Source organism: Pseudomonas sp. RV120224-01b, from assembly GCF_003208145.1.
Taxonomy (GTDB): Bacteria; Pseudomonadota; Gammaproteobacteria; order Pseudomonadales; family Pseudomonadaceae; genus Aquipseudomonas; species Aquipseudomonas monteilii.
Map to the genome: position 1 here is coordinate 44,469 of NZ_QKMQ01000003.1, position 13,810 is coordinate 58,278.

A 13,810-nucleotide genomic window follows, 5' to 3' on the forward strand; every position below is an offset into this window, starting at 1 on the left:
ACAGGGATTTGCGGTGTTGCTACTGTTGGTGCTCGGCACCTTGCAGGGCTTCGTCACCCAATTGCAAGGTCACCCCATGCTCCACTTTTTCCTCTTCGAACAAGCGCCACACCTGGCCACCTTTGCTCCCCAGCAGCTCAACAAAGCGCCGCCCGTCCACCTTGTCCTCCAGTTGCCCCACATAACGCCCTGCTTCAACCCGGCTCAGCAGCACCCTGCGGTCTTTCTCCGGCTGGGTAGGCGAAATCAGGTTCAGCTCCAGGCTTTGCGGGCCGCTGTTGCCGGTCAGGCGCAGGTCCACTTCGCCTGTGAGCTCGTCCAGGTGCACGCTGGCCTTCAGCCCCAGCTGCTGCGCCAGCAGTTCACGGTCCAGCGAGCGGTTGATGCCCTTGCCGGCCTCGTAGTAGTTGTCGTTCACCAGGTTGTCCGGGTTGTTCACGGCGATACTGACCATGGTCAGGCTCAGGCACACCGAGGTGGTGAGGATGCCGATGATGATCCAGGGCCAGAGGTGCTTGTACCAGGGGCTGGCGGCGGTGGCGACAGGCATTGTGCGTTATCTCTCTTAGCGGATCTGTGGGCCGATGAAACGGCTCTTGGCTTCAACCTGGGCGTCACTGTCGTCGGCGCTTTTGAGGATGAAGGTGATTTCGTTGGTGGTCGAGGGCAGCTTCTCGGGGGCGACCGACAGCTGCACCGGCAGGCTGACGATATCACCGGCAGCCACGCGGATCTCGCGCTGGCCCTCAAGCTTGAGGTCTGGCAGGCCGGCGGCGTCCAGTACGTAGACGTGGTCGCGCTGGTCCTTGTTCATCACCTTCAGGCTGTACACGTTCTCGATCCTGCCCTGGGCGTTCTCGCGGTACAGCACGCGGTCCTTGCTGACGTCGAAGCCGACCAGCGAGCGGGTGGCGAAGGCGGTGGCCAGGCCGATGATCATCACCAGCAGCACCACGGCATAGCCGATCAGGCGCGGGCGCAGCATGTGGGTCTTTTGCCCGGACAGGTTGTGTTCGGTGGTGTAGCTGATGAGCCCTTTGGGGTAGTTCATCTTGTCCATGATGCTGTCACAGGCGTCGATGCACGCGGCGCAGCCAATGCACTCGATCTGCAGGCCGTCACGGATGTCGATGCCGGTAGGGCAGACCTGGACGCACATGGTGCAGTCGATGCAGTCGCCCAGCCCCTGTGCCTTGTAGTCGGCATCCTTTTTACGCGGGCCGCGGGTTTCACCACGGCGCGGGTCGTAGGAAACAATCAGCGTGTCCTTGTCGAACATCACGCTCTGGAAGCGGGCGTAGGGGCACATGTAAACGCACACCTGTTCGCGCAGCCAGCCGGCGTTGCCGTAGGTGGCGAGGGTAAAGAACCCGACCCAGAAGTAGGCCCAGCCATCGGCCTGGCCGGTGAAGAACTCGATGACCAGTTCGCGGATGGGCGAGAAATAGCCGACAAAGGTCATGCCGGTGACGAAGCCGATCAGCAGCCACAGGCTGTGCTTGGCGAATTTGCGCAGAAACTTGTTGCCGCTCATGGGGGCTTTGTCGAGCTTCATGCGTTGGTTGCGGTCGCCTTCGGTGACTTTCTCGCACCACATGAAAATCCATGTCCACACGCTTTGCGGGCAGGTGTAGCCGCACCACACCCGGCCGGCGAACACGGTGATGAAGAACAGGCCGAAGGCGGCGACGATCAGGATGCCCGACAGCAGGATGAAGTCCTGTGGCCAGATGGTGGCGCCGAAAATGTAGAACTTGCGCTCGGGCAGGTTCCACCACACGGCCTGGTGACCACCCCAGTTCAGCCATACGGTGCCGAAGTACAGCAGGAACAACACGGCACCACCGACCATGCGCAGGCGGCGGAACAGGCCGGTGAAGGCGCGGGTGTAGATCTTTTCCCGGGAGGCGTAGAGGTCGACGGAATCCTTCCCTTTGCTGGCAGGCGGGGTGACGTCATGTACCGGAATTTGCTTGCTCATCATCAAGTCCCACGGCAGTGGAGAAACGCCGCGGCCAGTGCGTGCCGGCCGCAGTCTCGCGCAATCTGCTAGCGCTCTACGGCCCATGATACGCCGCTGATGGCGGTATGGGGTCGCACTGCGACCTTTAGTCGCGTTGGGTTTGCGGTGTGAATCGTGTTATGGCGGGTGTCAATTGATCCAGGTCATCAGGTGTTGCATTTACTGGCCTCATCGCCGGCAAGCCAGCTCCCACAGGTCCGCCACAGGGTTCTGGACCTGTGCTGTACTTGTGGGAGCTGGCTTGCCGGCGATAGGGCCGGGCCTGCTTACTCAGCCTTGGCCGGTTCAGCCTGGTGCGACAGGCTGTACACATAAGCCGCCAGCAAGTGCACCTTGTCATTACCCTGCAACTGTTCCTGCGCCGGCATCTGCCCCTGGCGACCATAACGGATGGTCTGCTGCAGCTGGGCAAAGCTGGACCCGTAGATGAACGCCTGCGGGTGGGTCAGGTTCGGCGCACCCATGGCCGGTGTGCCTTTGCCTTCCGGCCCGTGGCAGGCCACGCAGTTGGCGGCGAAGATCTTCTGACCGTTCTCGGCATCGGCCTTGACGCCTTCCGGCAGGGTGCGGCCATCCAGCTTGCTGACCACGAACGCCGCCACGTCGGCCACGCCCTGGTCACCGATCACCTCGGCCCAGGCCGGCATCACGCCGTGGCGGCCGCCCATGATGGTGGTCTTGATGGTGTCGGGCTCGCCGCCCCAGCGCCAGTCGTTGTCGGTGAGGTTAGGGAAGCCGAAGGCACCCTTGGCGTCGGAACCGTGGCACACCGAGCAGTTGGAGGCGAACAGCCGCGCGCCCATTTTCAGTGCCTGCGGGTCCTTGGCCACGTCCTCGATGGGCATGGCGGCGAATTTGGCGAAGATCGGCCCGAAGCGGGCGTCGGCCTTGGCCATTTCCTTTTCCCACTCGTGCACACCGGTCCAGCCCGGCTGGCCGTTGGAAAACTCGGTCTGCTTGTCGTTGTCCAGGTACGAGTAGCCCGGCAGTACGCCTTTCCAGTTGCCCAGGCCCGGGTACAGCACCAGGTAGCCAAGGGCGAAGATGATGGTGCCGACGAACAGCCAGAACCACCATTTCGGCAGCGGGTTGTCGTATTCCTCGATGCCGTCGAAGGCATGCCCGACGGTTTCGTCGGTCACTTCTTCGCGCTGCCCCTTGCGGGTGGACAGCAGCAGCCAGGTCAACGAGAAGATGGTGCCCAGGGTCAGGACGGTAACGTACAGACTCCAGAAGGTTGTCATTGTTGTTTGCTCCCAGAAGCTTTTGCTTGCTCGACGTGCCGGGTGGCCTCGGGGTCATCCGCGAAGGGCAGTTGGGTCGCTTCGTCGAAGTCCTTTTTACGCCGTGGGTTGAACACCCACAGCGCCAGGCCCACGAAGGCCACCATCACCACGACGGTGCCCAGGCCGCGAATCATCCCGATATCCATCAGCGTCACCGTTTGCTTTTGATGATGGTGCCAAGACCCTGCAGGTACGCGACGATGGCGTCCATTTCGGTCTTGCCCTTGACCGCGTCACGCGCGCCGGCAATGTCGGCGTCGGTGTACGGGGTGCCGAGTGTGCGCAGCACTTCCAGTTTTTTCGCGGTGTCCTTGCCGTCGAGCTTGTTCTCGACCAGCCACGGGTAGGACGGCATCTTCGACTCCGGTACCACGTTGCGCGGGTTGTACAGGTGCGCGCGGTGCCAGTCATCGGAGTAGCGGCCACCCACGCGGGCCAGGTCCGGCCCGGTACGCTTGGAGCCCCACAGGAACGGGTGGTCCCACACGCTTTCGCCGGCTACCGAGTAGTGGCCGTAGCGCTCGGTTTCGGCGCGGAACGGGCGGATCATCTGCGAGTGGCAGCCCACGCAACCTTCGCGGATGTAGATGTCGCGGCCTTCCACTTCCAGCGCGGTGCGCGGCTTCATGCCTTCAACGGGTTTGTTGGTGACGTCCTGGAAAAACAGCGGGACGATCTGGGTCAGGCCACCGACGCTCACGGCGATGACCATGAAGAAGGCCAGCAGGCCTATGTTCTTCTCGACGGCTTCATGCTTCATCAGTGCGCTCCCACAACGACGATCTTGGCGGCTTCTTCAGCCTGTGCCGGGTTGGCGGCACGTACGGTACGGAACACGTTGTAGGCCATCAGCAGCATGCCGCTGGCGAAGAACGCACCGCCCAGGGCGCGGACGATATAGCCAGGGTGGCTGGCCTGCAGGGCTTCGACGAAGGAGTAGGTGAGGGTGCCGTCATCGTTGATGGCGCGCCACATCAGGCCTTGGGTGATGCCGTTGACCCACATCGAGGCGATGTACAGCACGGTACCGATGGTGGCGAGCCAGAAGTGCGCGTTGATCAGGCCGATGCTGTGCATCTGCTCGCGGCCGTAGAGTTTCGGGATCATGTGGTACACGGCACCGATCGAGATCATGGCCACCCAGCCGAGGGCGCCGGCGTGGACGTGGCCGATGGTCCAGTCGGTGTAGTGCGACAGCGAGTTCACGGTCTTGATGGCCATCATCGGGCCTTCGAAGGTGGACATGCCGTAGAACGCCAGCGAAACGACCAAAAAGCGCAGGATCGGGTCGGTGCGCAGTTTGTGCCAGGCGCCCGACAGGGTCATCATGCCGTTGATCATGCCGCCCCAGCTTGGCGCCAGCAGGATGATCGACATCACCATGCCCAGCGACTGTGCCCAGTCAGGCAGGGCGGTGTAGTGCAGGTGGTGCGGGCCGGCCCAGATGTACAGGGTGATCAGCGCCCAGAAGTGCACGATCGACAGGCGATACGAGTAGATCGGCCGCTCGGCCTGCTTGGGCACGAAGTAGTACATCATCCCCAGGAAACCGGTGGTGAGGAAGAAGCCCACGGCGTTGTGGCCGTACCACCACTGGATCATCGCGTCGGTGGCACCGGAGTAGGCCGAGTACGACTTGAACAGGCTCACCGGCAGCGAGATGTGGTTGACGATATGCAGCATCGCGGTCACCACGATGAAGGCGCCGTAGAACCAGTTGCCGACATAGATGTGCTTGGTCTTGCGCTTGACGATGGTGCCGAAGAACACCAACCCGTAGGTCACCCAGACGATGGCCAGCAGGATCGCCAGCGGCCATTCGAGCTCGGCGTACTCCTTGGTGGTGGTATAGCCCATCGGCAGGGTGATCAGCGCGCCGACGATCACCGCCTGCCAACCCCAGAAGGTGAAGGCCGCCATGCTGTCGGAGATCAGCCGGGTCTGGCAGGTGCGCTGCACCACGTAGTAGCTGGTGCCGAACAGCGCACAGCCCCCGAAGGCGAAGATCACCAGGTTGGTGTGCAGCGGGCGCAGGCGGCCGAAGCTGGTCCAGGGCAGGTCCAGGTTCAGTTGCGGCCATACCAGCTGCGAGGCGATGAAGACGCCGAGGCCCATGCCAAGGATCCCCCAGACCACCGTCATGATGGCGAACTGGCGGACGACCTTATAGTTATAAGCAGTCGGACTGATTGCTGTGCTCATGCTAAGGTTCCACGGTTTTGATGTTCTTGTTGGTCGAAAAATCGGCGCCAGTATTGATAACCATCAGGGTTACCGCAACGCAACTTTGGTACGCCGACCCGTGTCCGAGCCCGTTCGCTGATGTCCCGCAGCGATCGGGTCCGGACGATTGTACACAAATAAATATTTGTAATGTGTACCGTTTTCCATCTTTTTCTGATCGATCGGTCAGGCTTTTTATCGGGACGGCGACAGGCTATGCGCCGCGTCTGCATCGGTCCTTTCGGAGCGAAGCCCACTGAGGCAACAAGCTTAGTTCTGTTCGGAGGGGGTGCAAGGGAGGGAGTACGGCGGGGGAGAGCTGGGGCCGCAAAGCGGCCCCGAGGTATTACTTGGCAGTTACAGTTTCAGCAGCGCCATCTTGCGACAGGCTATACACATAAGCCGCCAGCAGGTGCACTTTGTCATTCCCCTGGATCTCGGCCTGCGCCGGCATCTGCCCTTGGCGACCATAGCGAATGGTCTGTTGCAGCTGGGCAAAGCTCGACCCATAGATGAACGCCTGCGGGTGGGTCAGGTCTGGCGCGCCCATGGCGGGAGTGCCTTTGCCTTCCGGTCCGTGGCAGGCCACGCAGTTGCCGGCGAAGATCTCCTTGCCCTTGGCCGGGTCGGCCTTGGCGCCTTCCGGCAGGGTGCGGCCGTCCATGCTGGTCAGCACGAACGCGGCCACATCGGCCACACCCTGCTCGCCGATCACCTCGGCCCAGGCCGGCATCACACCATGGCGACCGTTCATGATCGACGCCTTGATGGTTTCCGCTTCACCGCCCCAGCGCCAGTCCTTGTCGGTGAGGTTGGGGAAGCCGAAGGCACCCTTGGCGTCCGAGCCGTGGCACACCGAGCAGTTGGAGGCAAACAGGCGGCCGCCCATTTTCAGCGCTTGCGGATCCTTGGCGACTTCTTCCACGGGCATGGCAGCGTACTTGGCGAAGATCGGGCCGAATTTGGCATCGGCCCTGTCCATTTCCTTCTGCCACTCGTTGGCGCCGGTCCAACCATTTTCATAACCCGGCAAGATGCCTTTCCAGTTGCCCAGGCCCGGGTAGAGGATCAGGTAGCCGACCGAGAACACCAAGGTGCCGACGAACAGCCAGAACCACCACTTGGGCAGCGGGTTGTCGTACTCCTCGATGCCGTCGAAGCTATGGCCCATGGTCTGGTCGGTGGTGTTCTTGCTCTCGCCCTTGCGGGTGGCGAGCAGCAGCCAGGTCAGGCCAATCAGGCTACCGATGGTCAGTACGCTGATGTACGTACTCCAGAAGGTGGTCATTGCCCGTTACTCCTTTTTGCAGCAGGTTCCTGCCCGGCAGGGGGCAGGCGGTCGTCGACGAAGGGCAGCAGGCGCGCTTCGGCGAAATCACGGTCGCGGCGGCGGTTGAATACCCACAGCGAGAGGCCGATGAAGGCGATCATCACCACCAGGGTGCCCAGGCCGCGGATCATGCCGATGTCCAGTTCCATCGCACTCACCTCTTGTTCTTGATCGCGGTGCCGAGCACCTGCAGGTAGGCGACCAGCGCGTCCATCTCGGTCTTGCCCTTGACCGCGTCGCGGGCGCCGGCAATGTCGTCGTCGGAGTACGGCACGCCCAGGGTGCGCAGGGTGCGCATCTTGGTGTCGGTGTGGCTGTTGTCGACCTGCTGGGCGACCAGCCACGGGTACGACGGCATCTTCGACTCCGGTACCACGTTGCGCGGGTTGTACAGGTGCGCGCGGTGCCAGTCATCGGAGTAGCGGCCACCCACGCGGGCCAGGTCTGGCCCGGTGCGCTTGGAGCCCCACAGGAACGGGTGGTCCCATACGCTTTCGCCGGCTACCGAGTAGTGGCCGTAGCGCTCGGTTTCGGCGCGGAACGGGCGGATCATCTGCGAGTGGCAGCCCACGCAGCCTTCGCGGATGTAGATATCGCGGCCTTCCAGCTGCAGCGCGGTGTAGGGCTTCATGCCTTCCACCGGCTTGTTGGTGACGTCCTGGAAGAACAGCGGGACGATCTGGGTCAGGCCGCCGATGCTGACGGCGAACACCATCAGCAGGGCCATCAGGCCGACGTTTTTCTCGATGACTTCATGTTTCATAAGGCGTTTCTCCTCAAGCCAACTGGGCGTTCGCAGGGGCGACGTCAAGCGCTGGCGAACGCACGGTGCGCCAGGTGTTCCAGGCCATCAGGAACATGCCGCTGAGGAAGATCGCGCCGCCAACGAAGCGCACGACAAAGCCTGGGTGGCTGGCCACCAGGGTTTCCACGAACGAGTAGGTGAGCGTGCCGTCGCTGTTGACCGCGCGCCACATCAGGCCCTGGGCGATGCCGTTGACCCACATCGAGGCGATGTACAGCACGGTGCCGATGGTGGCCAGCCAGAAGTGCGCGTTGATCAGGCCGAGGCTGTACATGCGCTCTTTGCCGAACACTTTCGGGATGGTGTGGTACAGCGCGCCGATCGAGATCATGGCTACCCAGCCGAGGGCGCCGGCGTGCACGTGGCCGATGGTCCAGTCGGTGTAGTGGGACAGGGCGTTGACCGTCTTGATGGCCATCATCGGGCCTTCGAAGGTGGACATACCGTAGAACGCCAGGGACACCACCAAAAAGCGCAGGATCGGGTCGCTGCGCAGTTTGTGCCAGGCGCCCGACAGGGTCATCATGCCGTTGATCATGCCGCCCCAGCTCGGTGCCAGCAGGATCAGCGACATCACCATGCCCAGCGATTGCGCCCAGTCGGGCAGCGCGGTGTAGTGCAGGTGGTGCGGACCGGCCCAGATGTACAGGGTGATCAGTGCCCAGAAGTGCACGATCGACAGGCGATAGGAATACACCGGGCGTTCGGCCTGCTTGGGCACGTAGTAGTACATCATCCCCAGGAAGCCCGCAGTCAGGAAGAAGCCTACCGCGTTGTGGCCGTACCACCACTGCACCATGGCGTCGGTGGCGCCGGCGTACACCGAATACGACTTGGTCAGGCTGACCGGCAGTTCCAGGTTGTTGACGATGTGCAGCAGCGCCACGGTCAGGATGAAGGCCCCGAAGAACCAGTTACCCACGTAGATGTGCTTGGTGTTGCGCTTCATCAGCGTGCCGAAGAACACGATGGCGTAGGCCACCCAGACGATGGTGATCAGGATGTCGATCGGCCATTCCAGTTCGGCGTATTCCTTGGAGCTGGTGTAGCCCAGCGGCAGGCTGATGGCCGCCAGCAGGATCACCAGTTGCCAGCCCCAGAAGGTGAACGCGGCCAGGCCCGGTGCGAACAGGGTGGTCTGGCAGGTGCGTTGCACCGAATAATAGGAGGTGGCGAACAGCGCGCAGCCGCCGAAAGCGAAGATCACCGCATTGGTATGCAGGGGGCGCAGGCGGCCGAAGCTGGTCCAGGGGAGGTCGAAGTTGAGGGAAGGCCAGGCGAGCTGGGCGGCGATGAAGACGCCGAGCCCCATCCCGACGATTCCCCACACCACCGTCATGATGGCGAATTGGCGGACCACCTTGTAGTTATAGGCGGTACTGCTGGTTGTGTTCATGTATGGGTTCCCATCCACGGTTATTTGGCAGGCTTTACAGCGAGGCAAGCATGATTAATGGGCAAAGTGCCGGTATTGACGGGGATCAATGGGCGAAGGTCGGAAATGTCCCAGGCTTGCGCTGCGATCCTCCACAGGCTCAGGGTAAGGATGGCTACAAGGGCTGCCTGATCCTGGCCCACGGCGCAGGTGCGCCGATGGACAGCGGGTTCATGGACGAAATGGCGCAAAGGCTTGCGGTGCTTGGGGTGGCGGTCGTGCGCTTCGAGTTCCCGTACATGGCCGAGCGCAGGGTTACCGGCGGCAAGCGGCCGCCAAACCCGCAGAAGGTGCTACTGGAATGCTGGCGCGAGGTGTACCGGCAGGTGCGACCTTTGGTCGCGGGCAGGTTGGCGGTGGGTGGCAAGTCCATGGGCGGGCGCATGGCCAGCCTGCTGGCCGACGAACTGGGTGCGGATGCGCTGGTGTGCCTGGGCTATCCGTTTTACGCGGTGGGTAAACCTGAGAAGCCACGCGTGGAGCACCTGGCCGGGTTGAAAACACCGACGTTGATCGTGCAGGGCGAGCGCGATGCGCTAGGTAACCGTGAAGCGGTGGCAGGGTATGCGTTGTCGCCGGCGATCGAGGTGAGCTGGCTAGTGGCGGGGGACCATGACCTGAAGCCGTTGAAGGCTTCGGGGTTCAGCCATGAGCAGCATTTGCAGGCGGCGGCTGAAAAGGTTGCGGCATTCCTGAAGGGTTAGTGCTGGATTCTTCGCGGGCGAGCCCGCGAAGAGGCCGGAACGGGCTACCGCTTAGTCGCGGTACTCGCACAGGTAAGCGGTATCCACTTTCACCTGCAGCTGGAACTTGCTGTCAGCCGGTACATTGAACTTGTCGCCCGCCTTGAAGGTTTCCCAGTTGTCGCTGCCTGGCAGCTTCACGGTCAGCGCACCCGACACCACATGCATGATCTCGCGTTTGGCGGTACCGAACTCGTATTCGCCCGGGGCCATCACGCCGACAGTGGCCGGGCCTTCTTCGCCCGCGAATGCGATCGACTTGACGGTGCCGTTGAAGTACTCGTTGACCTGGAACATGGGCGACTCCTGAACAGGGTGATGAAAAAGGGCTGGCCAGTATGCCCAAGCCCACTGCCTCCGTCATCTGCTTTCAGGGGCCATTGGCGGGGAGCGTCAGCGGCAGCAACCGCGCCGTATTGCGCGCGTCTTCCAGCGCCCTGTGCTGCTGCCCGCAAAAGTGCATGCCAGCCAGTTGCAAGGCCCCGTTCAAACCGGTGGGGCGTTGCAGGTGGCGGGCTTTGGCAAAGCGCTGTTTGAGGTTGATGTGCGGCAGGGTGCGCAGCAGGCTGTCGAGCCCGTGCTGCTGCCATTCCTGGTGCAGTTGCTGGCGGTCGTAGTCGCCCCAGCTGACCCAGGCCTGAAGCTGCCCACGGTGGTGTCCGAGCCAGCGCTCGAAGCTTGCCCACACCTCGTGAAACGGTGCGGCGCCGTCCACGCTGGCCTGGCTGATGTGCGTCAGCTCACGGCAGAACGGGGTAAGCTGCGGACGCCGCCGTGGCCGCACAAAACGCTGGAAGTGGTCAACCTCACGGCCTTCGCGGGTGACCAGGCTTGCGCCGATTTCAATGATTTCCATCTCTGTGACCGGCCACCCACCATCGTCGGTGGTGGCTTCCAGGTCGATCACCAACCAATGGCCCATACCAGGCTCCCTTGCAGATCCTGCTAGAGCGTAGCCAATGTCGGGGCATACGGCACCCTATGGCATTTTGCCGCCTGCTTTGGCACAAAGACTGGGAACCGGCAGTTGTGCCGTCAAGGGAAAACGCCTAGCTTAGACGGACCCAGGCATGAACCGTGATGAGTGTCCGTCTTGACTCCAGCGCCCGGCCTCAAGGCCCTGTCCTCCCTGATGCTGCTGGCCGTGTACTGGCTGGCGGTGCCGGCATGGGCCGCAGATGCCGTCGAGGTGAAGATCGGCGCTGCGCACTTCCCGCCTTACACGGTGCGCCCCGAACAGGGGGCCGACACCGGCCTGCTGCCGCAATTGGTCGATGCGCTCAACCGCTTGCAACAGGGCTACCACTTTGTCCTGGTGCCCACGTCCATCCAGCGGCGTTTTGGAGACTTCCAGCAGGGCCGCACCGACATGGCCATTTTCGAGAACCCGCAATGGGGCTGGGAGCAGATTGCCCACCAGACCGTGGACATGGGCCTGGAAGATGCCGAAGTGTTCGTCGCCCGCCAGGCCAATGGCCGTGACCCGCATTACTTCGACGACCTGCGCGGCAAACGCCTGGCCTTGTTCAACGGCTACCATTACGCGTTCGCCCGCTTCAACCCCGACCCGGACTACCTGCGCAAGGCGTACAACGCGACCCTGACCTACTCCCATGACAGCAACCTGCTGATGGTGCAGGCCGGCCGCGCCGACATCGCCCTGGTCACACGCTCCTACCTCAGTGACTTCATGGCGCGCAACCCGGCCAGCAAGGCGCAGCTGGTGCCTTCGCAGCGCATTGACCAGGTGTATCACCACTACGCCTTGCTGCGCCCGGGGGCGCCTATCGGCGAGCAGTCGTTCGCCGGCCTGCTGCGAGACCTGCGTGACAGCGGTGAGCTGGCCCGGATCTTCGAGCCTTACCGCATCACCGTCTCGGCCCCGAAAGACTAAATTCACGCGCCACGGCAACGTTCTCAGCAGTGAGCCTTTTCTTCATTTTCGTGAGTCAAGCCCATGCCGTTCGATGCCGCTTCGCAGCCCCCGTCACCGCCACGCTGGCGCCACCTCAGTGCCGAGGAGGGGGGCGGCAGGCTGAGCCTTACCCTTGAAGGCCGACCGCTGATCCAGGTGCGCCTGGAGGCCGGTGCCGCCTTGCATGTTCACCTGGACCGTCTTTGCCCCGAGCGCCCGTACCAGGCGTTGTGGGCTGCCTGCTACTGGTTGCTGTCTCGCGACACGGCCTGCCAGCGCCTGGTCTGGCACTTGCCCGAGCCACAGCCTCAGGCGCTGGCCTGTGGTTTGCTGCGGGTGGGCGAGCAGCCTGGCCAATACCTGTGCGAGCGGGCGTTGTTCTGGCAGTTGCCACAGCCTTGGCTGGGGGAGTCAGTGGCGGCGGTGTACCCGCAGCAGATGCAGATCAGCAACGGCAAGCGCCACCCGCGCCGCGCACCCAAACCGCGTGGTGAGGTGTACCGGCGCTTCGATGCGCGCCTGGGAAGCTGGGTGTCGTTGCGCACCCTGGAGATCGAGCACGACCTGGAGCGTTTCAACCGCTGGCAGAACAACCCACGGGTAGAGGCGTTCTGGCAGGAGGGCGGTACGCTGGCGCAGCACCGCGAGTACCTGGACAAACTCGAAGCCGACCCGCACACCCTGACGCTGATCGGCTGCTTTGATGATGAGCCGTTTGCCTACTTCGAGGCGTACTGGGCCAAGGAAGACCGCATTGCACCGTTCTACCCGGCCGATGACTACGACCGTGGCATCCACATGCTGGTAGGGGAAGAGAGCCATCGCGGGCCACACAAGGTCGCCAGCTGGCTGTCGGCGCTGGTGCACTACCTGTTCCTGGATGACCCGCGTACCCAGCGGGTGGTGGCCGAGCCCCGCGCCGACAACGGCAAGATGATCGGCTACATGCAGGACCAGTGCTTCCATTGCGACAAGGAGTTCGACTTCCCGCACAAGCGGGCGGCGTTGATGATTCTGGGGCGGGAGCGGTTTTTCGACAGATGTAAGTTGGCTTGAGGGCCATGGGGCCGCTTTGCGGCCCATCGCCGGCAAGCCAGCTCCCACAGGGGTAGCGCATTGCTTGAGGTTGATGCGGTCGAGGTGGGAGCTGGCTTGCCGGCGATGGGCTGCGTAGCAGCCCCAATGGGCGCGATCCTGAAGACTCAGACCTGCCGGTTGGCCGTCTTGCGGCAATGCACCAGTGCATCACGGATCATGAAGTTGACCAGTGTCGGCGACACGCCCAGCTCCTTGGCGATGTCTTTCTGCGGCACGCCGTGCAGGCGGTACATCTCGAAGGCATAGCGGGTGCGCTGCGGCAGTTCGTTCAGTGCCTCGGCAATGTCGTCCAGCGCAGCGAGGTTGATGTGCGTGGCTTCGGGCGAGGCGTTCTGGATGACCACATTCAGGCCTTCCTCCTCGCTGCCGGAGTATTTCAGCTCCATCGCCTGCTTGCGGTAATGGTCGATCGCCAGGTTGCGCACGATCTGGAACAGGTAGCTGAGCTGCGCCTTGAACGACGATGTGATCTGCGGGGCGGCGCTGAGTCGGAAGAAGGCGTCCTGCACCACATCTTCGGCGCGCGAGCGGCAGCCGGTAATGCGCGCAGCGATCTTGACCAGGATGCTGCGGTTGTCGACGAAGGCCTGCAGTAATGGTGAATCGCACTTACTTGTGGATAGTTGTTCCGCCATGGAAATCACCTTGTCACAGAGGGGAAAGGAGGCACCCAAGGCTGGGAAGCTTCCTACGACGTGCGACAAGCTATTCAGAATGATAATGATTGTCAAATACGAAACGTAATTAGTATCTGTATCTTTCAGTTCTAAGGGCGCGCGTCTCTGTCCCAGGAATAACTGGCCCGAAACAAATGTGGGAGCCGGCTTGCCGGCGATGCGCCGCGCGGGCGGCGCTCGATCTCCCAGGCGCCACACCTCTCAAGACATGACCCGTTAATTTCTGCCCCTGCCCATCCGTTCCCCTGTGTACATCCTTGGTCGCCATTCGCTGC

At 62.7% G+C, this 13,810-nt stretch carries 16 protein-coding genes; 3 read left to right on the forward strand and 13 right to left on the reverse strand.

What is annotated here, in order from left to right:
- Positions 1-19 precede the first annotated feature (19 nt).
- The 10 genes from N436_RS06405 to ccoN (N436_RS06460) all read right to left on the reverse strand — a co-directional run bounded on the left by N436_RS06405 (position 20) and on the right by ccoN (N436_RS06460) (position 9,063).
- Positions 20-550 (reverse strand): FixH family protein, encoded by a 531-nt coding sequence (locus N436_RS06405; protein ID WP_110740644.1) that lies wholly within the window; start codon positions 548-550, stop codon positions 20-22.
- A 15-nt stretch (positions 551-565) separates the two neighbouring features.
- Positions 566-1,981, reverse strand: a complete 1,416-nt coding sequence (gene ccoG, locus N436_RS06410) for a cytochrome c oxidase accessory protein CcoG (protein ID WP_105946165.1) — start codon at positions 1,979-1,981, stop codon at positions 566-568.
- A 308-nt stretch (positions 1,982-2,289) separates the two neighbouring features.
- Positions 2,290-3,267 carry a cytochrome-c oxidase, cbb3-type subunit III gene (ccoP, locus tag N436_RS06420; RefSeq protein ID WP_016711702.1) on the reverse strand — a complete coding sequence of 326 codons (978 nt, stop codon included), beginning with the start codon at positions 3,265-3,267 and terminating at the stop codon, positions 2,290-2,292.
- Positions 3,264-3,455 (reverse strand): CcoQ/FixQ family Cbb3-type cytochrome c oxidase assembly chaperone, encoded by a 192-nt coding sequence (locus N436_RS06425; RefSeq protein ID WP_003254287.1) that lies wholly within the window; start codon positions 3,453-3,455, stop codon positions 3,264-3,266. Before N436_RS06425 ends, ccoP (N436_RS06420) begins: the two co-directional genes overlap by 4 nt.
- 5 nt (positions 3,456-3,460) lie before the next feature.
- Entirely contained in the window at positions 3,461-4,069 is a 609-nt protein-coding gene (ccoO, locus tag N436_RS06430; protein ID WP_016488340.1) for a cytochrome-c oxidase, cbb3-type subunit II, read from the reverse strand.
- Entirely contained in the window at positions 4,069-5,511 is a 1,443-nt protein-coding gene (gene ccoN, locus N436_RS06435; protein ID WP_003254284.1) for a cytochrome-c oxidase, cbb3-type subunit I, read from the reverse strand. The genes ccoO (N436_RS06430) and ccoN (N436_RS06435) overlap by 1 nt, the downstream gene beginning before the upstream one ends.
- A 367-nt stretch (positions 5,512-5,878) precedes the next feature.
- Positions 5,879-6,820, reverse strand: coding sequence for a cytochrome-c oxidase, cbb3-type subunit III (gene ccoP, locus N436_RS06445; RefSeq protein ID WP_110740645.1), 942 nt, complete (start codon positions 6,818-6,820; stop codon positions 5,879-5,881).
- Positions 6,817-7,011: a cbb3-type cytochrome c oxidase subunit 3 gene (locus tag N436_RS06450; protein ID WP_016711696.1), complete on the reverse strand. Its 195-nt coding sequence runs from the start codon at positions 7,009-7,011 to the stop codon at positions 6,817-6,819. Before N436_RS06450 ends, ccoP (N436_RS06445) begins: the two co-directional genes overlap by 4 nt.
- Positions 7,012-7,016: 5 nt before the next feature.
- On the reverse strand, positions 7,017-7,625 hold the full coding sequence (ccoO, locus tag N436_RS06455) for a cytochrome-c oxidase, cbb3-type subunit II (RefSeq protein WP_060501205.1): 609 nt from the start codon (positions 7,623-7,625) through the stop codon (positions 7,017-7,019).
- 13 nt (positions 7,626-7,638) lie between these two features.
- Positions 7,639-9,063, reverse strand: coding sequence for a cytochrome-c oxidase, cbb3-type subunit I (gene ccoN / locus N436_RS06460; protein WP_016488335.1), 1,425 nt, complete (start codon positions 9,061-9,063; stop codon positions 7,639-7,641).
- A gap of 50 nt (positions 9,064-9,113) precedes the next feature.
- On the opposite strand from ccoN (N436_RS06460), the gene N436_RS06465 reads away from it, so the two are divergent.
- Positions 9,114-9,806: an alpha/beta family hydrolase gene (locus N436_RS06465; protein WP_110740646.1), complete on the forward strand. Its 693-nt coding sequence runs from the start codon at positions 9,114-9,116 to the stop codon at positions 9,804-9,806.
- 51 nt (positions 9,807-9,857) lie between these two features.
- Here N436_RS06465 and N436_RS06470 read toward each other — a convergent pair whose 3' ends face one another.
- Together N436_RS06470 and N436_RS06475 are read right to left on the reverse strand one after the other, a co-directional pair.
- On the reverse strand, positions 9,858-10,142 hold the full coding sequence (locus tag N436_RS06470) for a pyrimidine/purine nucleoside phosphorylase (RefSeq protein ID WP_003259920.1): 285 nt from the start codon (positions 10,140-10,142) through the stop codon (positions 9,858-9,860).
- A 73-nt stretch (positions 10,143-10,215) separates the two neighbouring features.
- A complete protein-coding gene (locus tag N436_RS06475) occupies positions 10,216-10,767 on the reverse strand; it encodes an exonuclease domain-containing protein (RefSeq protein ID WP_060501198.1) in 552 nt (183 codons plus the stop codon).
- Between the two features lie 171 nt (positions 10,768-10,938).
- Between N436_RS06475 and N436_RS06480 the strand changes: the two genes are divergently transcribed.
- Entirely contained in the window at positions 10,939-11,739 is an 801-nt protein-coding gene (locus N436_RS06480; protein ID WP_105946169.1) for an ABC transporter substrate-binding protein, read from the forward strand.
- A 63-nt stretch (positions 11,740-11,802) separates the two neighbouring features.
- Entirely contained in the window at positions 11,803-12,816 is a 1,014-nt protein-coding gene (locus N436_RS06485; RefSeq protein ID WP_105946170.1) for a GNAT family N-acetyltransferase, read from the forward strand.
- A 146-nt stretch (positions 12,817-12,962) separates the two neighbouring features.
- Here the strand turns inward: N436_RS06485 and N436_RS06490 are convergent, their stop codons facing one another.
- Positions 12,963-13,493: an RNA polymerase factor sigma-70 gene (locus tag N436_RS06490; protein WP_033699331.1), complete on the reverse strand. Its 531-nt coding sequence runs from the start codon at positions 13,491-13,493 to the stop codon at positions 12,963-12,965.
- Positions 13,494-13,810: the final 317 nt, after the last annotated feature.

Bases quoted from the DNA above. Each gene is read 5' to 3' on its own strand.
- N436_RS06405 (WP_110740644.1), bottom strand. From the start codon at position 550: ATGCCTGTCGCCACCGCCGCCAGCCCCTGGTACAAGCACCTCTGGCCC.
- ccoG (WP_105946165.1), bottom strand. From the start codon at position 1,981: ATGAGCAAGCAAATTCCGGTACATGACGTCACCCCGCCTGCCAGCAAA.
- ccoP (WP_016711702.1), bottom strand. From the start codon at position 3,267: ATGACAACCTTCTGGAGTCTGTACGTTACCGTCCTGACCCTGGGCACC.
- N436_RS06425 (WP_003254287.1), bottom strand. From the start codon at position 3,455: ATGGATATCGGGATGATTCGCGGCCTGGGCACCGTCGTGGTGATGGTG.
- ccoO (WP_016488340.1), bottom strand. From the start codon at position 4,069: ATGAAGCATGAAGCCGTCGAGAAGAACATAGGCCTGCTGGCCTTCTTC.
- ccoN (WP_003254284.1), bottom strand. From the start codon at position 5,511: ATGAGCACAGCAATCAGTCCGACTGCTTATAACTATAAGGTCGTCCGC.
- ccoP (WP_110740645.1), bottom strand. From the start codon at position 6,820: ATGACCACCTTCTGGAGTACGTACATCAGCGTACTGACCATCGGTAGC.
- N436_RS06450 (WP_016711696.1), bottom strand. From the start codon at position 7,011: ATGGAACTGGACATCGGCATGATCCGCGGCCTGGGCACCCTGGTGGTG.
- ccoO (WP_060501205.1), bottom strand. From the start codon at position 7,625: ATGAAACATGAAGTCATCGAGAAAAACGTCGGCCTGATGGCCCTGCTG.
- ccoN (WP_016488335.1), bottom strand. From the start codon at position 9,063: ATGAACACAACCAGCAGTACCGCCTATAACTACAAGGTGGTCCGCCAA.
- N436_RS06465 (WP_110740646.1), top strand. From the start codon at position 9,114: ATGATTAATGGGCAAAGTGCCGGTATTGACGGGGATCAATGGGCGAAG.
- N436_RS06470 (WP_003259920.1), bottom strand. From the start codon at position 10,142: ATGTTCCAGGTCAACGAGTACTTCAACGGCACCGTCAAGTCGATCGCA.
- N436_RS06475 (WP_060501198.1), bottom strand. From the start codon at position 10,767: ATGGGCCATTGGTTGGTGATCGACCTGGAAGCCACCACCGACGATGGT.
- N436_RS06485 (WP_105946170.1), top strand. From the start codon at position 11,803: ATGCCGTTCGATGCCGCTTCGCAGCCCCCGTCACCGCCACGCTGGCGC.
- N436_RS06490 (WP_033699331.1), bottom strand. From the start codon at position 13,493: ATGGCGGAACAACTATCCACAAGTAAGTGCGATTCACCATTACTGCAG.